A 19,355-nucleotide genomic window follows, 5' to 3' on the forward strand; every position below is an offset into this window, starting at 1 on the left:
GGCAGCATAACGGTTAAAGATACTAAGATTTTGGCAGCTTGTCCGTTCGTCAAAGGGAGGAAGAAAAGATGGCCGCTGTTTGCCCACACTGTAACAGCCACGATACTGCCTGGAAGCCCAAAGCCCGGCAGTGGGAGTGCCAGGACTGTGAGCAACGTTTCGATGCCCCTGCGCCTGCCCCAGAGGACATACCAGATCCACTAGCGCTGCGGGAAGACGAGTTTCGCGCTCGCGCCAAAGGCCTTGCCGATTCTGACGCCTGGTGCAGCGACGTTCTCGATCATTGGCCGGCACCGATCGCCTATACCTATGCCTTGTTGCGCAGTACGCTGAAAAGGGGGCAGATTGATGCAGCGGCCTTGGTGCTCAAGGATTTCGCCGAATTGCTCGCTCGTTTCTCGACCCTGGCCATGACCTGCGAGATCCGGGAGAAAGGGCCAGAAGACAAGCGCCGCGAGGTGTTGTCCCAGCTCTTCGCCAAACCTCTGACCATGGGAGACTGGGTGCGTCTGGCCGATGGCCTGGCAAAGTGGCTGGAAGCCGAGCCCCAGCGGCAGCCGGACTGGCTCACGCGGCCCATTGCCCGCTTGTGGCGCAGCGGAAAAAGACAGACCGTATTGGGCCGAGTGCTGGAGCAAATGGTCCGTTGGCGCAACGAGACCATCGGGCACGGGGTTCGGGGAAGCGATCTGGAACCCACCATGCAAGGCCTGGAGCGTTTTTTAGGGGCTGATGGAGAAAACAATCTGCATCGAGGGTTGCAGGCCGCTGGCAACATCGGAGAAGGGCTGCTATTGATCGACGACAGGGAGCGTGCCCTTATGGGGAGCCAGGCGCTGCATGCCCCGCAGCAGCAGCAATCTGTCGAGCATCCACTGGAGCCTTGGCAGGGGCTCTGGCTCCAACGTCGCAGCGATGGGGAAAAAATCTCCCTGAGCCCCTACCTGGCCGTGCGCCGCTGCGAAGTCTGCGGTCGTGCCGAGACTTTCCATTACGACTGCCTGCGCCCCAAGAAATACCTGCCGGACTTCCGAGTGCTCAACTACGAACAGGGTCACGCATTTCCGGTTCCCCTCCAGGTGGACAGCGGCCTGCTGGAAGAATGGCGACGGCTGAACATCCCGCAAGAACATCGTGCGGAGATCGATTTCGACAACGATGCAAGCATCCCCGGTGATGTTGTCGAGCTGCTCGGTCAGCAGGCAATCGAACGAGGCTATCTCTCTCCTGCATATCTGCGCGATCCTTTATGGAAATTCATCGATGACGGGCTGGATTCCGGGCAAGGTGGACTTTATTGGCTCCGGGCGCCGGCGCATGTCGGAAAGTCTACCTTCGTGCAGGGTTTGGACCCACAGACCGCCGAGATCTTGGGGGAAAAGCCGTTGCGGGACGACCTGGCCGTGGTCAGCTTCGCGATACGACGGGAGTACCACTACCACTTGGCCCAGTTTGCCGATGGGTTGCGGGATCTGCTCAAAGTCGCGCTCAACCTGAGCGCTGGCACGCAGGTACTGCCCAGCCTCGACATCGCCAACCCAAGCCCACAGGCATTCTTGACGTTCCTGAAGGACTTCCAAACCCTGGGGAGAAAACCCATTCTCGTCATTCTGGATGGTCTGGACGAGCTCGCCGAGGAACATCCCGGCATCCTCGACCTCTTGCCGAGTCCCGATGAGATGCCGGAAAAAGTCTTCCTCCTGCTCACCTCGCGTCCTCTCGCCGACTGCGATCTCTGGATACAGAACCGGCTGCAGTCACTTCTATCCGCGCCCGGGCGGGAGCTGGGGCTCGAGGACCCCGAGTATCGGGACTTGCTCCGGGAGTACGCAGAAAAAACTCTGCAAGGAAAAATCCAGGGCCAGCCTCTTGAGGAAATTTTTCCGCAGCTGCTCGAGCAGAGCGATGCCCGTTTCTTGTACTTCCGCTTCCTGGTCGATCGCCTGAAAGATGGCGATTTGAAAGCGCAGGATCTCCATCACCTGGCCAGAGCCGAGCACTTGTTGCCGCGATTCGTAAGGGCCTTGCGGGACCGCTATGCCAATACCCCGATGGGAGAGCGCATCGACCGTGCCCTCTATACCCTTGCGCTGGCGGAGCGCGCTTTTGAGCAGTCGATGCAATCCCTCCCGATTTTGGCGCGCAGTCCCTGGCAAGGTTTGCCCATGCCGGTACTCTGCGAGATGGTGGAGGGCACGCCGCGAATGACGCCAAACCTCGTCAATCTCCTCTACCTATTGAAACCCTTGCTGTCCACTTGGCGTGGCGAGAGCGATGGTCCCCGGTACCGCCTGGGTATCAAGGGGCTGGAGGATCTGCTCAGAGAGGAGAATCCCCAAGCCCTTGCCGATCTGGCACGCCGCTGGGTCGAGAATCTCTTCCTTCGCCAACGGCAGTGGCTGGATACCCCAGAGGCGGAGCGCGGGGAGGGAAAAGACTTCCGCGGGCCGGCACTGGACTGGGTGCTCCTGCACCTCGATGGCTTGTCCTTGGAGCTGGATGCCCAGCCGAAACTAAGCATCGCGCCCGATCAATCGCTCAGACAGAGCTTGACCAAAGAGCTGCTGGATCGTGCTAACGCGCACAGAAACCGATCGCACCATCGGGATGCGTTGCAGCGGATTTCTGCTGCGGATGCTCTACTTCGTTGGGATTGGGAGACAGAGGAAAAAACGCCCTCTCTGCAATATACCTTGGATTCCGATACCTCTCTGTTTTTGTTAACAAATATTAACGAACTTCAAACGTGGTTAAGCATCTGTGAAAGAAGAGGAGCTTCTCTTTTTGCTATCGGAAATAATGGAGATGCGATAGCTGATTTTGATCGGCCCATAGGCATGTTGAAATTGATCCGCAAACAAAGCGGAGGGCAGCTTTCGCCATACATGGCTGCCAGCCTAGCCGGATTTTTATCAAATCTAGGCTACACTCTCAGAACCATTGGAAAGAATCGTGAAGCCATTGATGCCGGTAACGAAGCAATCAAGATTTGGGAAGAAATACGAGAAAAACACGGCAATCACTTCACGGTCGAAATGACTACCGGGCTGGCCGCCGCAGAAATAAACCTGGGCAAATCCCTCAGCGCTGTAGGTCAGAACCAGGCGGCCCTAGACAACCACGAACATGCGATTGACAAGATGGAAACGCTACGGAATCAACTCGGCGAGCAGTTCCCTCCCAAGATGGCTGAAACTCTGGCCCGCGCGTATGGGAACCGAGGCGTCGTCCGGAGCGACCTCGACCAGAATCAGGATGCCCTAGACGACTACGAGCGCGCAATCCGCATCTTGGAGGACCTACATAGCCAATTGAGAAAGGACTTCACGCCCCAGATGGCCAATGGTCTAGCTGTCGTATACTTGAACCGAGGCAACGTCTGTATGGCTCTCGGTCAGCATGAAGAGGCCGTCTCCGACTACGAGCAGGCGATTGACAGGATGGAATTGCTACGAGAGCAACTCGGCGAGCGGTTCACGCCCGCGATGGCTGAAGATCTGGCCGGCGCATACATGAACAGAGGCAACGTCTGGCTGGCTCTCGATTCGCATGAAAAGGCCCTCTCCGACTACAAGAAGGCGATCTCTATTTGGGTGGATCTGCGCAGCCAATTGGGAGACCAATTCACGCCCGAGATGGCCAATGGTCTAGCTGTCGTATACTTGAACCGAGGCAACGTCTGTATGGCTCTCGGTCAGCATGAAGAGGCCCTTTCCGACTACGAGCAGGCGATTTATATGAAAAATGCGCTACGGACGCGACTCGGCGAGCAGTTCCCTCCCAAGATGGCCAACAATCTGGCTAGCTCATTTGTGAACAGAGGTAATGTCCGGAGCGATCTTGGTCAGAATTCGGAGGCCCTCTCCGACTACGATCAAGCGATTTCTATGTGGGAGGACCTTCGCAGTCGGCCGGGAGAGCGATTCACGCCCGAGATGGCCAACGATCTGGCCAGCGCGTATGGGAACCGGGGCGTCGCCCGAAGCGCTCTCGGCCAACATCAAGAGGCCCTGGCCGACTACGAGCAGGCGATCCAGATTTGGGAGGAACTGCGTGACCGGTTGGGAGAACAGTTCACGCCGGATATGGCGGAAGATCTTCTTACGGCCCAGTCGATGCGGGACAAGTTGCGTGACCATTGATGTTGGACGGCCAAATCATGTATCCAAGATAGTGGGCTGTCAGGATTGGTCGGTAAAGCCATCCGCCCATCCGTCCAGTTGATGGTATGAAAAAGGCGAAATCGTGCTTTCATTTTCTTGGGAGGGAATCCGTATGAAAAATATCGTGTTATTTTTTCTGTTGTTAGTTTCCCCGCTGGCCCTGGCGGGAACCCCTTTTGCACAAATGACGATACCGAAACCGATCGGAACGGTATATCTCGATAAGACGCCGCTTCCCGCTTTTGCTGCTTATGCCTATGGTCCAGGGGCTGCTTTTCAAGGCGAGGCGGATGTGCAGCTGCAAAACAGAAACTTCGCCTTTCACATTCCTGCCGAGATGCAAAAGAACTACGCCGTTTATGTGACCGCATTTGGTCCGTACCTCCTGCCAAAAGGCATGCGCTATCTTTTCTACCAAGGAGCCTCTGGCGGAGAGAGTCTGCACATGCGCAATCAGAGTGGCTCTGTCGAGGTGCGCGGATCGGTCGTGCCTGGAGCGTCATGGAATAACAACAAAACGACATACGAGAATAAAATCCTGCTCAAGAACATGCCGGAATCGGAAAAGTCTATCATCCGGAGCTTCGCCAAAAGCGATGCTGTGCGACGCAACGTGATGTCGATGGATTGAGGAACAAGGCGCCACCCGAAGCCTTTTGCTGAGGGAAAAAAACATTCGGCCCCATTGCGGGGCCTTTTCTTTCTGCTGGTAATTGGCGTTTTTCCCGGCTCCCCCTCGTCACTGGATCCAGCTTGGCCCGGCAGCAGAAGCCTGTTGCATCCTCGCCTCCCAGTCGAGGAGATCCTGGGTGAGAGATTTCAAGCGCCGCAGAGACCGCGGATTCTTCCGGAACGCATCCCGCAGCCGCTTCACCAACGCGGGATCCAGACGCGGCAAGTCCTCCACGTCCGTCCCCCAGTCCCGGGCGATGTCTTCCAGGATGTTGCCAAAGAAGCGGGAAAAGTCCTCCCCCCGCGGCTCCTGTACATAGATGACACGGAAGCGTGACTTCAGTGGGTCCGGCAGCATGCGGATATCATTGGCGGTAGCGATCCAGTTGATGCGCGAGTAATCCACCGGGGTGAGCATGAACTCATCCAGCACCTGCGAAGCCGTCGCGGGCTCCAGCATACCGAGCAAGGTATCCCAGACCCGCCCGTTCTGTCTGCCTTCCCCGATCTTGTCGATTTCATCCAGGCACACCAGCGGGTTGGCGATCTTCGCCTTGAGAAAGTATTCGAGCAGGGCACCAGGGCGGGCGCCTGCCCAGCCGCGGGCGTTGCCCTTGAGCAGCATGTTGTCGTTCATTCCGTTCAAGGAATAGAGCCGGCTTGGTACTCCTAGCTCCCCGGCGAGGCGGCGGCAGAAACGGCTCTTGCCGATCCCGGCACCCCCCACGAGCAGGATGGGAGAAAATTGCAATTCGCGCTGGTTCAGATACCGCGCCCGCGCACTCGAGCCCAGCAAGCGGTCGATCACCTCTTGTAGATTGGGGAACTCGGCACGCAAGGTCTCTGCCCAATCGTCACTCTTTGGCCACGACGCCAGTGGCAGGGGTTCCAACAAGGGTTTCATACGGCGGATCTGTTCCTTCTCCCGCTGTTCCGTGCTGGGGACGAGATCCTGGAGAATCCGCACGCCATCAATGGAATCTTCCACGCCCAACAGGTTCTGTGCCTCCCATCGCAAGCCGAGGAGTGCTGGTTCGTCCACCCCGAGTTCCGCCATAAGCTTCAGGGTCTCTTCGGCAATTTCTGGATCACGGTTGGCGATGGCCGCACACAGTCCCACCTCTGCCGCAAGTGTCCTGATGCTGGCAAATCGCGATGTTTGCTGACGCAGGGATTGCTCGTCGGCAGCGACGGCTTGCCAACGCAGAAAAACCCTTTTGGCAAATGCGGCATCGACGCGCCCCTGAGAGATCCTCTCATTTTGCACGAGGACCAATTGGGCCATCAGCGAGCCCATCTCGGCGGCGAGCGAACACCATCGCAGACCCGTCTCGGCATCGTCTGGCAGGAAGTCAGAATTCGGCAAATAGGCGCGGCCAATATCCGCTAGGGCATCACGAAAGGCATCTGCGCTCAATGTGTCTTCCTGTGCCAGCTCCCAGCAATCTTCCTTTGCCAGGAAATCGCTCTGACTTTTCCAGAGCTGCAAGGCTCTCTTTGCCGAGTCGGTCCCGGCTTTTTTTACATCCGCATCGAGTCGTTCTCCCAACTCCCGAAGTTCTGCTACGCGATTCAGAATCATGACCTAAGCTCCTCGTGATGATCTGTCACGAGGGACATTATAGCCATAGTAACACTGTTGTCAACTGTTGTGTTATCTATCTGTTAACCAGCTTTTCTGAAAAAAAACTCCTCACCAGTCGAGATCGGCCGGGTCCGGGCTGACGATGTCCTGGAGACAGGCCAGGGCCAGGCCCAGACAGGTGCCACCAGGGGCGCTCGATATTTCCAACCTGTCGCCCCGCAGATAGAGAGCAGGATGGCCGCTCGGGACCGGTTCTCCCCAGGGTGTCAGACGGCCACAGGGCAAGGCGCTTGCGGTTTGTATGAGCCAGCGTTTGTCGGAGCGGGAATCGACGTAGAGGCGAATCTTTCCCTCCCGGGCGAGCTGGAAAGCCTGTGCACCGAGCAGCAGGCGATCCAGGCGGACCAGACCTTCAGGAAAGAGCCGCTGCTCGGGGAGCGGGAAGATGGGAACGTCGACAATTTCTGGATGGACGCCATCGGGCACTTCCAGGCGGTGGCGCAGGGTACGCCAGGCATGGCGACAGGCGGTCTCGTCGGTTTTCTGCTCGCCAGATAGAGAATGCGGCTCACTGCCTGGAAGCTTGATGCCCATTTGGTAACTGGCCCATTCCGCCCAGGCATTCCAGTCGGCCAGCTTCTGTAGATAGTCCGGTTGGGCCTTTTGGAAGTGCTGATTCTGCTCGGACTCAGGAATATGGATTCTCCCCTGGCCACCCAGAAACGCAATAATCTGCTGGTGATTCCATCCGCTGGGGTGCTGGTACACCGCATGCGGCCGGTTCCAGTGGGGATGCTGGTCGCGCAACAGAAAGAAGACCTGCGGACGCAGAGAGAGCAGAATCTGGCCTTCCGTGGAACGGATCAGCAGATGCAGCCAGTCGCGCTGGGTCACACCGATCTCGAAAAAGATATCCACGCCTTGCTCGGGGTCCAACAGGCTCTTAGGGATGCGTAACAACGACTCGAGCTCACGTTCCGAAGCGACCTTCCAGAGGTGTACACCCTTCTGTAAACGCAGAGCCCCGGAGGGATCGAGATACAGACCGGCCCAATCGAGGAGTTCCAGCGCCTTTTGGCTGCCGATGGCTGGGCGCCCATGCAGAAAGCTGACCAGATTGGTGCGGCTAACGCCAAAGCTCTGGGCAATGTGCCCCATGCTCCAAGGCGACAGGGAGAGGAACGTATGCAGGACGTCGAGGGGAAGGATCGTTTTCTTCATCGTAATACACTTGATAAAAATGTTACGTTATGCTATGCTACGCTGGTCTGTTTTGCAAGGGAGATTCCTCATGCAAAAAGCACTCTTTCTCGAGTCCAACCCCTTGCTCGCCCACTTTGAGGAAAATCGCCGCGGCAGGGATTTCGTCGTCGGCGACCTCCACGGCTGTCTCGACCAATTCCGCAAACTGCTGCAGCACGTCGCCTTCGATCCCGAGCGGGACCGGGTGTTCTCCGTCGGCGACCTTGTGGATCGTGGTCCCTACAGTTTTGCGACCTTGCAGCTCCTAGAACAGCCCTGGTTTTATGCGGTGCTGGGCAATCACGATGCCATGTTTCTGGCCTATGCGGTCCAGCAGGGTTTTGGCCCGGAGCTGGAACGGGATTTTCGCTTGGAGATCTACGGTAGTGCGTTCCGGAAGAATGACGGCAGCGACTGGGCCATCGCCTTGGGGAGAAATCCAGCGGATGCCGTGCGCCGCCTCGTGCAGCGCCTGGGCACCCTGCCCTTGCTGATCCGGGTCGGTTCTGGGGAGCAAGCCTTTTGGATTGCCCACGCCGAGCGCATTGCCTTTTCCACCGACGACGAGCCGCGGGCACTGACGGACGAATATCTGCTGCAAGGGGCGTTTTTGGACGAACTGCGCGCACCCTGGTCCGTCATTGGCTACGACCTGGAAGGGAACTGGTGGGATGCGCTGCTTTGGGGGCGCTCCGTCCGCCGGGCGATGCAATGGCAAAGCGATCTCCCGCAGCAGTGGCCGGGTGTGGGCATTACCTTCGTTGGGCACACGATCACGGCATCCAGAAATCATCAGGTGCGGGAGGCTGCCAGTCATGTGTTCCTGGACTTTGGTGCCTACCAGGCAAGGAAAAAGGGCTGCGGCCTCGTCCTGTGGGACGTGCAGCAGGATCAGGGATACCAATATCGAGCCTATGCACCGATTGTGACCATTACTCGTCAAGCCGACCGGGAGTGAAAATGACCACAGACGAACTCAATGCCCGCATCCTGCGGGATGGAGCCATCTTGCGCGGCATACTGCAGCGGGTTCGCGACAGAATCGACCCGATGCTTTGGGAGGACCCATACGGGCAGGTCTTTGCACAAGCGGTACTCCCCAAAGATCAGCCTCGCCTGTCGGCGTTGGAACAGGAAAAAGGGCTACTTTTGCTATCCAAGGTCTACGGTTGTCCACCCGCCCTGGAGCAGGTCCCAGACTGGATCCGCAAGCGGATTGCGCCAAGTGCATATTCTGGACCATCGTGGGCACCGATTCTGATGCATCGTGGGCGGTCATTCTGATCGATCGTGGGCACTGATTCTGGTGTGATCGTGGGCACTTTTGCGGGTTTTTCAGAATCAGTGCCCACGATTCCAGAATCTGTTCGGATTTACCCTCTGGCGAATTGAAATCTTTCTGGTCATTCATTGGCTTAGCAAGCATTCTTGGCTCTTTTACAGGAGATCGAGGATGCCTACACCGAGGATGACGATGAAAGCGATTTACGAAGTGCTCCGTTTACACGCCGCAGGGTTCAGCCAGCGGCAAATTGCCCGATCTTGTGGGCTCTCCAAGGGAGTCGTCGGGAAGTATTTACAGAAAGCCGAACAGGCAGGTATCTCTTGGCCTCTGCCAGAGGGGCAAGAAGTAGCCCTGGAAGCGGCATGGTTCTCCAGTCCCTCACGGCACACCGTCTCTGGCAAGGTGCAGCCGGATTTTGCCCGGATCCATGCCGAGCTGCGGCGCAAAGGCGTGACCCTGCAGTTGCTCTGGGAGGAATATTCCGCCGCGTACCCGCAAGAAGCGGTGTATCAGTATGCCCAGTTCTGCGTCCTGTACCGACGCTGGCGGGCGGGGCTCAAACGCAGCATGTGGCAAAACCACAAGGCTGGTGAGAAGCTGTTCATCGACTACGCTGGTCCCATCGTGCCGGTGGTTGATCCCCAGACCGGGGAGATCCGCCCGGCGCAGATCTTCGTCGCGGTGTTGGGTGCCTCCAACTACACCTATTGCGAGGCTACCTGGACCCAGAGTCTGCCGGATTTCCTCGGCGCGCATGTACGCGCCCTGGAGTTCTTTGGCGGGGCACCGCGTCTGTTCGTGCCAGATAATTTGAAGGCGGCGGTAACCAAGGCCTCGCGCTACGAGCCCGAAATCCATCGAAGTTATCAGGATCTCGCCCGGCATTATGCTGCGGTGGTACTGCCCACCCGCCCTTATAAACCGAAAGACAAGGCCAAGGTCGAGGTCGGGGTGCAAGTGGTGGAGCGCTGGATTCTGGCGCGCCTGCGCCACTTCCAGTTCTTCTCGCTAGCGGAACTGAATCAGACTCTCCACAGCCTACTGGAAGACCTGAACGGACGCCCCTTCAAACAGCTACCAGGCTGCCGCCGCAGCGCTTTTGCGGAGTTGGACGCTCCTGCCCTGCAGCCACTACCAGAACAGCCCTACGAGTATGCTGACTGGAAGTCCGCCAAAGTCAGTATCGATTACCATGTTGCCTACCAAGGACGCTTCTACTCCGTACCGCATCGCCTCGTCGGACAGCGGGTGGAGCTACGCATCAGCGCGCAAACCGTGGAGATCTTCCAGGGGCAACAGCGCGTCGCTTGCCATCTGCGTGAGGGCGTCCAGGCGCGCTACAGCACCTTGACCGAACACATGCCCAAGGCTCACCAGCGGCACCTGGAATGGAGTCCGGGGCGCCTGTTGCATTGGGGGCTCTCCATCGGTCCATCGACTCGGGACGTGGTGCGCTGGCAACTGGAGAACAAGCCCCATCCGGAGCAGGGATATCGCTCCTGTCTCGGCCTACTCCATCTCTGTCGCCGCTACGGGAAGGAGCGTCTGGAACACGCCTGTCACCGTGCTCTACGCCACGGCTCCCCCACGACCCGCAGTGTCCGCTCCATCCTGGAGCGGGGACTGGACCACAGCCCACACGATCCCGTTCCTGCCAAACCGTTACCGCAGCACGGCAATATCCGCGGCCCTCGCTACTATCACTAAACCGGAGTCTTCCCATGTCTTTGCAACCGACCATTCAGACCTTACAGCAACTCAACCTACACGCCATGGCAGAGGCCCTGGCCGAGCAGTCCACCTCGCCGCAACTGCAAGAACTTCCCTTCGTAGATCGCCTGGCACTGCTTCTCGACCGAGAACTCTGTGCGCGCGACAACCGCCGGCGAAAGCGCCTGTTGCAGCTGGCCAAACTCAAGGTACATGCCGCCGTCGAAGACCTCGATCATCGCGCCTCCCGTGGTCTGGACCGTACCAAAATGGCGGCCTTGATACAGTGTGACTGGATACGGCGAGGACAAAACCTGCTGATCACCGGTGCCACCGGTACCGGCAAGACCTGGATTGCCTGCGCCCTGGGGCACCAGGCCTGCCGTCAGGGCCTGAGTGTGCGCTACTTCCGTTTGCCGCGCTTACTGGAAGAGCTTCATATCCGTCACGGTGACGGCAGTTTCGGCCGCTTTCTCACGACTCTTGCCAAGGTGCACCTGTTGCTCCTGGACGATTGGGGCCTCGCCCCGATGAACAGCGAGGATGCCCGGGATCTGCTGGAAATCCTTGATGATCGCGTCGCCCAGCAGGCCACCCTAATCACCAGCCAATTGCCGGTCTCGCATTGGCATGAAATCCTCGGAGAACCCACCGTCGCCGATGCCGTCCTCGACCGTCTGCTGCACAGTGCCCACCGCCTGGAGCTCAAAGGCGAATCGATGCGCCGCCAACGGGTACAGACCGGCGATGGAGAGGCAGGATCATGAGTAAATTTACCGTTTACATGGTAAAGGTAAATGAAGAAATTTACACCGATGATCGGCCACCACGGCCGGGTGCTCATGACGCCACTGATTTGACCGATCGTGGGCACCTATGCCTAGAATTTACGTGACCAGAAAGTTCGCTGATTGGGGGTGCCCACGATCAGCAGAATCACCGCCCATGATCAACAGAATACGCACCAAGGGACATGGGCCTCGAGACCGCAGCCGAACGCGTCCGCCACGACCACCGGCGCTTCGATGGGTTGTCGCTGAAGAGGGATTGAGCAGGTCGTAGCCAGCCAGATCGGTCGCGCAACCACCTGGCCCGGAAATATACCGAAGCTCACTAGCAAGGCTCCAAAACGCAGCCGAGGCCAAAACGCTCTCGGCTGCTTCCTTTACAATCTGGGATTCCAGCCGTAATCGCCTTGCCGCGCCATCGAGCATCGAGGGCATACCGGATGCACAAGAAAGCGGAGAAGGATACCCGGCGACGAGATCGGCGGGGGCTATGTGCAAAGCCAGATCAGCGATCTGTCAGCGTGGAGGGTGAGGCGGTGAGATGGCGTAACCGCTAGTTACAGCATAACCACCAAGGCAAGGGGGGTATCAGGTATGCTGATCAATGGTGCTTGGTGTTATGTTCTTTATCGTCCACCTTGTGCTGTTTTCCGAAGCGATCTACGGCAACCACGGCGGTTCCAATGATTGCGAGCAAAGTAACACCAAGCGAGCCCATAACATTACCGCTCATCGTCCACCCCTGTAGCGACCAGAAAGCAGCAAACTCTAACCAAAGAAACATGACCAGTGACCAAACGAAAATACCCCAGCTCGGCCAATCCTACAGCTTGGAGTGTTGCGGCAAGATGCTTGGCTTGCTCTGTGTTCATTCTGCCACCCCAACCGATGCCCTAACATAGCGTTAGGCCTTATCCTACCCTAACCGCTTCGCCAGATCCTCCGCCTTCAGATGAGTATAGCGTTTCAGCATTTGCAATGTCTTATGGCCGGTGATCGCCGAGACTTCCATGGGGTTGAAGCCCTTCTCGAAGAGGCGGCTGGTTGCCTCGTGCCGTAGGTCGTGGAAGCGGAGATCCTCGATGCCAGCACGTCGGCAGGCGCGGGAGAAGGCATCCTTCACTCCCTCTTGCTTATACTTCCAGACCTTCCCATTGATCTGGCGCGGAAGTCCATCAAGTACCTTGCAAGCGGCAGAGGAAAGAGGAACAACCCGACGAGTGCCGTTCTTTGTCATATCTAGAGTGATCGTGCGCTTGGCAAGATCCACGTGCTTCCACGTTAGCCCCATGATCTCCCCTTGGCGCATCGCAGTTTCCAGTGCGATCTTCACAATTGCGGCCAATTCGGGATTGATAGCCTCGCACGTATCCAGCAGGATTTCCTCTTCGCCATCCCGCAACCTTCTCTCTCTGCCCTGGGGCACCTTTGGCTTACGGATCACCTCGACCGGGTTTGCGAGCGATTCTAGACCCCATTCCGTGCGAGCTACCTTGAACAGATGCGACAGCAACGCCAGGTGCAAGCGAATCGTATTGGCGCCCTTCCCTTCTTCTTCCATCTCCTTGACCGACTCCGCGACATCTCGGCCACGGACGGATGCCATATATAGGTATGCAATCCGGCGACGCTTCCACTGGTTCACATAATCAACCTCTCGGCGACCACCCTTCTTGGTTGGGACGACTTCGGTCAGGTAGCGATCCAGACACTCCATGAGCGTTGTGCCCTCTGCCTCTGACCGATCTTGCCAAACACCCCGGGTCATCTCTGACTCGATCACGACTGCCCACGCTTCGGCCTCACGTCTCGTCCTGAAAGTCTTGTATTGGGGAGGGAACCCTCTTTTTCTGACCGACACCTTCCAGCCGATGTGCTCCCCTTCTCGGTCGTAGCTGGGCGCGATCGAAGCCATATCAACCCCCTTTTCAGCGCAGCAAAACCAAGCTCAGTGTGCTGCATTTACGCTGCAAAATCAAAACCTGGAAGATTGACGGAAGGGATATTTTTCTAACTGTTTGTTTTTATTGGCGGAGAGGGTGGGATTCGAACCCACGTGACATTGCTGTCCATCCGATTTCGAGTCGGCGCCGTTATGGCCACTTCGGTACCTCTCCAGTGGCGCATACAGTACTGCATCACCGGCTGGGGCTCAAGCATCTTGTTACAAAGTGGCGCCGTCCTTGCGGTCTTTGGAGCTGATGAATTGCCGCTTGAGGACGTGCTCGCGCTTCAAGCCCAGCCATAGAGCAATCGGGCTCGCGACGAAGATCGAAGAATAGGTGCCAACCACCACGCCAATCACCAGCGCCGTAGCGAAGCCATGAATGACCGGCCCACCAAAAATAAACAGCGCCAGCGCGACCATGAAGGTGATGAAACTGGTGATGATGGTGCGCGACAGGGTTTCATTGATGGCGATGTTGAAGATTTCGGCAACACTGCCATTGCGCGCTGTCCGCAGGTCCTCTCTCATACGATCGAAGACGACCACCGTATCGTTCAGGGAGTAACCCATGATCACCAGCAAGGCAGCAATCACCGTCATGGAAAACTCTTGATGGGATATGGCGAAATACCCCACCACCAGGATGGGATCATGCAACATGGCGAGCACGCCGCCCGTGGCGAAGCGCCACTCGAAGCGAAAACCAACATAGATGAGAATGCCGATGGTGACGACGATAAGCGCCAGAATGCCCTTGTTGCGCAGTTCCTTACCCACTTCCGGGCCGACATATTCCGTGCGTCGCAACTGCACGCCGGGGTACGCTGCGGGATCATTCTTGAAGACGCCCAGTATCTTGCTCGCCACCGCGCTGCTTTCGCCCGGCCGGGTACGCAGACGAATCAGCAGATCCTTGTCACCGCCGAAGGTCTGCACCACGGCATCGCCATAACCGGCCGTCTCCAGGGTGTGGCGCACGGTGCCCAGATCGGGGGTCTTGCTGAAGGCTAATTCCACCAGGGTGCCACCGGTAAAGTCGATGCTGTAGTTGAGACCGCGCACCAGAAAAAGGACGACCGATGCGACGATGAGAAAAATCGAGATACCGAGAAAGATCCAGCGTCGCGACATGAAGTCGATATGGGTGGCAGATTTGATGACTTGCATGCTGACCTCAGATCCAGAGCTTGGCGATGCGGCGCTTGCCCAGCGCCAGTTCGACGATACCACGACTCATCATGGTGGCGGTAAACATGGATACCAGTACACCAATGGTAAGCACCAAGGCGAAACCCTTGATGGCACCGGTGCCGAACTGAAACAGGGTCAGGGCCGCAATGAGCACGGTAATATTGGAGTCGACGATGGTTGCAAAGGCGCGTTTGAAACCGGTGTCGATACTGGCACGCGGGCTCATGCCGCGGCGCAGTTCCTCACGAATCCGCTCAAACACCAGCACGTTGGCGTCCACCGCCAGACCAATCTTCAGCACGATACCGGCAATACCCGGCAGGGTCAGGGTGCCGCCCATGATCGACAGTACAGCGAGGATAGCGAGGATGTTGACCAGAATCGCCAGATCGGCAATCAGCCCGAAGAGCCGGTAATAAAAGGTCATGAAGCCAACGACGAAGATCATGCCAAAGATCACCGCCATGATGCCGTCGTGAATGGAGTCCTGCCCCAGGGTCGGGCCCACGGTACGCTCTTCCGAGATATGTACCGGCGCCGGCAAGGCACCCGCCCGCAGCTCGATGGCCACATTGCTGGCGTCTTTCAGGCCGGAGAAGCCATTGATCTGCGCGCGGCCACCGGTAATCGCCTCCTGAATCACTGGCGCAGTCACCACCTTGTTGTCGAGCAGAATCGCCATGCGCTTGCCGACATTCTTGCTGGTGAGATTACCAAAGATGGTCGAGCCGACGCTGTCGAAACTGATGTTGACGATAGACTGCCCGGTATTGTTGTCGACGCCAGCGGTTGCACCGTTGAGATAGCGCCCCGTCAACACCGTTTCTTTTTCCAGCAGATAGGGCTGCCCATCGGTACCGTAATACAGCGCATCGCCCGGGGGCACCTGCCCCTTCAGGGCCGCGGCCAAGTCACTCTCATTGGCCACCATCTTGAATTCGAGCTGCGCCGTAGAACCGATGATGGCCTTGGCGCGCTGGGTGTCCTGCACCCCGGGCAACTGCACGGCGATATGTTCCTTGCCTTGGCGTTGAATCTGCGGCTCGGCCACGCCCAATTCGTCGATGCGGTTGCGAATAACGACAATGGCCTGCTGCAGGGCATCGTCGCTCTGCTTCTGTACCGTCGCCGCCGGCATATTGACGAGAATCTGCCCCTGCCCCTTGTCGGTGGCGACCAGATCGGGATATTGGCTGCTGATCGCCTGCACCGCCTTGCCGACCAGATCGTCCTGGGCCATTTCCACCCCGAGTTGGTCCGGGCCGGTGATTTCCACTTTGAGGTATTGCAGGTCGTGGTGCCGCAGGAGGTTGCGGATGCCGTTCTGATATTCTTCCAGATGGTGATGAATGAGTGCCTGGGTATCGACCCGCAGCAAGAGGTACACACCACCGCGCAGATCCAGCCCCAGATTTACAGGACGACCACCAAGATCGGCCATCCAAGCCGGCTGTGCCGATTGTTGCGAGAGGACCACCTGCGCATTGGTGGGCAAACGGTTCTGCAGCAGGGTTTCCGCCAATCCTTGGGCGTCGTCGTTGGGAAAGTAGAAGGTCGTCCCTTGGCTGTCCGTTTCCTGCCGGGTCACCGGAATCTTGGCCTGATTCAGCCAATCCCGCATCGTTGCCGCCGGAGGTAGCTGCGTGCCGATCGGGGCACGCACCTCGATGGCCGCACGCCAACCATAAAAGTTGGGCACCGCATAAAAGATAGCGGGGAGCACCACCGCCAGTATAATCAGATACTTCCACCACGGATAACGGGTCATACCAACGCCTTTAGAGTTTTTTCAGGGTCCCCTTGGGCAGGACCATGCTGACGGCGCTGCGCTGAATTTTTACGACGGTATTTTCGGCAATTTCCAGATGCAGATATTCGTCCCCAGCCTGCATCACCCGCCCCGCCAAGCCACCGGAGGTTACCAACTCGTCTCCCTTGCTGATGGCTGCCACCATGTCGCGCTGCGCCTTGGCCTTTTTGCTCTGCGGACGAATCAGGAGAAAGTAGAAGATGGCAAAGATGAAGATGAGCGGCAGAAACTGAAAAATCATGCTGTCAGTGCCCCCCCCAGCGCCAGTGGTAGCGGCGTGGGCGGTGGCGATGGGCGAAAAATCCATGAACCCCTCCGGTTCGGAACCAAGGGCGCCATTGTAGCCGCTACGCGCCAGTCAGGAAAGGAGCCGAAAAACCTGTGAGGAGCGCCGACAAAACGGACCGTCGGCGCCAGACCATCCCGGTTCTGATCAAACCTTTTTGATGAGTTTAATTATGAATAGCAACACCACGGCGCCAATCACCGCCACGATAATGGAGCCGATGATTCCGGCACCAAACAGCGCAGCAAGACCGACCGCAGTCAAAAGAAAACCACCGATGAACGCGCCAACCACGCCAACGACGATATCGCCAATAATCCCAAAACCACGACCACGAATAAGAAGTCCAGCAAGCCAACCAGCGATTCCACCGATAATCAAGAACACAATCAGATGCATCAACATGACTTTTATCCTCTGGTAACCAGTCTGGGCATCTCGTTGCGAAGGGGCAACGGACACGATTTGATGGTACGGAACATCGCTGGGCGGGTCAATTCTTTTATTTACAAATGATTAGCATAGCAGTGAATTATTTCACGGCAGATTTGCAGCTCTTTTCGCGTAAAATTGGCGGCGAAACGAGGCCATCTTGCCGGCCGCAATCGCATCGCGCATTCCCGCCATGAGTTCTTGGTAATAATGCAAATTGTGCCAGGTATTGAGACGCGCCCCGAGGATTTCGCGATTCTGTTGCAGATGACGCAAATAGGCCCGGCTGTAATTCCGGCAAGTGTAACACTGACATTCAGGATCCGGCGGCAAAGGATCCCGGGCATATTCGGCATTGCGCAGCTTGAGCGTACCCCAGCGGGTAAAAAGCCAGCCATTACGGGCATTGCGGGTCGGCATCACACAGTCGAACATATCCACGCCGCGCCACACTCCCTCAACCAGGTCTTCCGGCGTCCCCACTCCCATCAGATAGCGTGGCTTCTGCTGCGGCATCTGCGGCAGGAGATGATCGAGGACGTGGAACATCTCCGTCTTGCTCTCCCCCACCGAAAGACCGCCGATAGCGAGCCCGGGAAAGTCGAGCTGTTCCAGCGCCGCCAGGGAGCGCAGACGCAGATCGGGAAACATACCCCCCTGCACGATGCCGAACAGCCTCCCCGGCCCGCCATAGCTGGCACGCGAACGCGCCGCCCAGCGCATGGAGAGCTCCATGCTGGCGCGCGCCGTAGGATGATCCGCCGGATGCGGGGTACATTCATCGAAAGCCATGGCAATATCCGAGCCCAGGCGCGCCTGAATCTCCATCGACTCTTCTGGGCCGAGGAAGACCTTGCGCCCATCATTAGGGGCACGAAAGCTCACCCCTGCTTCCCGCAACTTCCGCAAAGCCCCCAGACTGAAGACCTGAAATCCCCCGGAGTCCGTGAGGATGGGGCCATCCCAGTGCATCATGCGGTGCAGCCCACCCACAGCTTCGATGATCTCCAGCCCTGGGCGCAGGAAAAGGTGAAAGGTGTTCCCGAGAATGATCTCGGCACCCAGTTCGCGCAGCTCCTCTGGCGTCATCCCTTTGACCGTGCCATAGGTGCCTACCGGCATGAAGGCCGGGGTCTCGACGGTTCCACGCGCAAAGTGCAGGCGTCCCCGGCGCGCGGCGGAGTCCGTAGCGAGCAGGGTAAAAAAGCTCACGCGATGCCACCGGGAAGGATCAACATCGCGTCGCCATAACTGAAAAAGCGATAGCGTTGCAGCACGGCATGACGGTAGGCGGCAAGGATGAGCTCCCGGCCTGCCAAGGCGGAAACCAGCATCATTAAAGTCGATTCCGGCAGATGAAAGTTGGTGAACAGGGCATCGATGACATGAAATTCCTTGCCGGGGTAGAGAAACAGCCGGGTCTCATCGGCAAAGGGGCGCAAACAGCCGTCGCTTGCGGCGCTCTCCAGCGCGCGACAGGCGGTGGTCCCCACCGCAATCACCCGTCCTCCACGCGCCTTGGTTTCTTGCACGGCGCGCACGGTTTCGCTCGTCACCCGGCTGATTTCGGCGTGCATCTGGTGCTTTTCGATGTCGTCTTCGCGCACCGGCAAAAAGGTGCCCGCCCCCACATGCAGGGTGACAAAGCAGTGCTCGATGCCACGCTCGGCAAACGCCGTCAGCAATGGGTCATCAAAGTGGAGACCGGCGGTAGGGGCAGCCACCGCGCCCGGCTCCCGTCCAAAAATGGTCTGATAGCGCTCGCGATCGGTGGCATCGGCGGAGCGGTGAATATAGGGTGGCAAGGGGACCTCACCATGCGCTTCCAGCAGCGCCAACCAGTCGCCGCCATCACGCTGCAGCCAGACCTGCATTTCCCGCCGTTCCCGCACCGTGGCCAGGGAGCCATCGGCCAGCAGCAATTGCATTCCCGGGCGGAGTGCTTTCGAAGCACGCGCCAGAAACACGGCCTCGCGATCGTCGAGGATACGTTCCAGCAGCAGCTCCACCGCGCCGCCGGTCAGTTTGCGGGCCTGCAGGCGGGCTGGCAATACACGGGTGTCATTGAACACCAGTAAATCGCCCGGCTGCAGGATCCCGGGCAGTTCGCGTACCTGACGATCCTGCCACGCCCGGGTCTTGGGGTCGAGAAGCAGCATACGGGAGGCGGCGCGCTCGGCCAGCGGTTCCTGGGCGATCAGCTCTTCCGGGAGCTCGTAATGAAAATCAGACGTTCGCAGAGT

The 19,355-nt window shown here is 58.1% G+C and carries 16 protein-coding genes and 1 tRNA gene; 6 read left to right on the forward strand and 11 right to left on the reverse strand.

Features of this window, described 5'->3' with window-relative positions; genetic code table 11:
- Positions 1-68: 68 nt before the first annotated feature.
- Complete coding sequence (locus ACQAYK_RS07270) at positions 69-4,142, forward strand: tetratricopeptide repeat protein (RefSeq protein WP_248885559.1); 4,074 nt, start codon at positions 69-71, stop codon at positions 4,140-4,142.
- Positions 4,143-4,275: 133 nt separating this feature from the next.
- Entirely contained in the window at positions 4,276-4,794 is a 519-nt protein-coding gene (locus tag ACQAYK_RS07275; protein WP_248885560.1) for a hypothetical protein, read from the forward strand.
- Between the two features lie 108 nt (positions 4,795-4,902).
- On the opposite strand, the gene ACQAYK_RS07280 is transcribed toward ACQAYK_RS07275, so the two are convergent.
- The gene (locus ACQAYK_RS07280) at positions 4,903-6,417 is read right to left on the reverse strand and encodes an AAA family ATPase (RefSeq protein WP_248885561.1); all 1,515 of its coding nucleotides are present in this window, start codon (positions 6,415-6,417) and stop codon (positions 4,903-4,905) included.
- A gap of 111 nt (positions 6,418-6,528) precedes the next feature.
- Positions 6,529-7,641: a hypothetical protein gene (locus tag ACQAYK_RS07285; RefSeq protein WP_248885562.1), complete on the reverse strand. Its 1,113-nt coding sequence runs from the start codon at positions 7,639-7,641 to the stop codon at positions 6,529-6,531.
- A 70-nt stretch (positions 7,642-7,711) separates the two neighbouring features.
- On the opposite strand from ACQAYK_RS07285, the gene ACQAYK_RS07290 reads away from it, so the two are divergent.
- From ACQAYK_RS07290 to istB, 4 genes are all read left to right on the forward strand, one after another.
- Complete coding sequence (locus tag ACQAYK_RS07290; RefSeq protein ID WP_248885563.1) at positions 7,712-8,620, forward strand: metallophosphoesterase; 909 nt, start codon at positions 7,712-7,714, stop codon at positions 8,618-8,620.
- A 2-nt stretch (positions 8,621-8,622) separates the two neighbouring features.
- Complete coding sequence (locus ACQAYK_RS07295; RefSeq protein WP_483167375.1) at positions 8,623-8,946, forward strand: hypothetical protein; 324 nt, start codon at positions 8,623-8,625, stop codon at positions 8,944-8,946.
- 169 nt (positions 8,947-9,115) lie between these two features.
- Positions 9,116-10,654 carry an IS21 family transposase gene (gene istA, locus ACQAYK_RS07300; protein ID WP_483165846.1) on the forward strand — a complete coding sequence of 513 codons (1,539 nt, stop codon included), beginning with the start codon at positions 9,116-9,118 and terminating at the stop codon, positions 10,652-10,654.
- A gap of 14 nt (positions 10,655-10,668) precedes the next feature.
- Positions 10,669-11,424: an IS21-like element helper ATPase IstB gene (gene istB / locus ACQAYK_RS07305; protein ID WP_483167356.1), complete on the forward strand. Its 756-nt coding sequence runs from the start codon at positions 10,669-10,671 to the stop codon at positions 11,422-11,424.
- 622 nt (positions 11,425-12,046) lie between these two features.
- Here istB and ACQAYK_RS07310 read toward each other — a convergent pair.
- From ACQAYK_RS07310 to queA, 9 genes are all read right to left on the reverse strand, one after another.
- The gene (locus ACQAYK_RS07310) at positions 12,047-12,178 is read right to left on the reverse strand and encodes a hypothetical protein (RefSeq protein ID WP_283102978.1); all 132 of its coding nucleotides are present in this window, start codon (positions 12,176-12,178) and stop codon (positions 12,047-12,049) included.
- A gap of 183 nt (positions 12,179-12,361) precedes the next feature.
- Complete coding sequence (locus ACQAYK_RS07315) at positions 12,362-13,360, reverse strand: site-specific integrase (RefSeq protein WP_248885565.1); 999 nt, start codon at positions 13,358-13,360, stop codon at positions 12,362-12,364.
- 113 nt (positions 13,361-13,473) lie between these two features.
- Positions 13,474-13,562, reverse strand: a tRNA-Ser gene (locus ACQAYK_RS07320).
- A 47-nt stretch (positions 13,563-13,609) separates the two neighbouring features.
- Positions 13,610-14,560, reverse strand: coding sequence for a protein translocase subunit SecF (gene secF, locus ACQAYK_RS07325; RefSeq protein ID WP_483167376.1), 951 nt, complete (start codon positions 14,558-14,560; stop codon positions 13,610-13,612).
- 7 nt (positions 14,561-14,567) lie between these two features.
- Complete coding sequence (secD, locus tag ACQAYK_RS07330; RefSeq protein WP_215873179.1) at positions 14,568-16,352, reverse strand: protein translocase subunit SecD; 1,785 nt, start codon at positions 16,350-16,352, stop codon at positions 14,568-14,570.
- A gap of 10 nt (positions 16,353-16,362) precedes the next feature.
- Complete coding sequence (gene yajC, locus ACQAYK_RS07335; protein ID WP_215873178.1) at positions 16,363-16,701, reverse strand: preprotein translocase subunit YajC; 339 nt, start codon at positions 16,699-16,701, stop codon at positions 16,363-16,365.
- 126 nt (positions 16,702-16,827) lie between these two features.
- Entirely contained in the window at positions 16,828-17,085 is a 258-nt protein-coding gene (locus tag ACQAYK_RS07340) for a GlsB/YeaQ/YmgE family stress response membrane protein (RefSeq protein ID WP_226827445.1), read from the reverse strand.
- Positions 17,086-17,217: 132 nt separating this feature from the next.
- Positions 17,218-18,324, reverse strand: a complete 1,107-nt coding sequence (tgt, locus tag ACQAYK_RS07345; RefSeq protein ID WP_215873177.1) for a tRNA guanosine(34) transglycosylase Tgt — start codon at positions 18,322-18,324, stop codon at positions 17,218-17,220.
- The gene (gene queA / locus ACQAYK_RS07350) at positions 18,321-19,352 is read right to left on the reverse strand and encodes a tRNA preQ1(34) S-adenosylmethionine ribosyltransferase-isomerase QueA (RefSeq protein ID WP_215873187.1); all 1,032 of its coding nucleotides are present in this window, start codon (positions 19,350-19,352) and stop codon (positions 18,321-18,323) included. Before queA ends, tgt begins: the two co-directional genes overlap by 4 nt.
- Positions 19,353-19,355 lie beyond the last annotated feature (3 nt).

Origin of the sequence: Acidithiobacillus sp. AC3, assembly GCF_050261095.1 — a bacterium.
GTDB classification, from domain to species: domain Bacteria; phylum Pseudomonadota; class Gammaproteobacteria; order Acidithiobacillales; family Acidithiobacillaceae; genus Igneacidithiobacillus; species Igneacidithiobacillus copahuensis.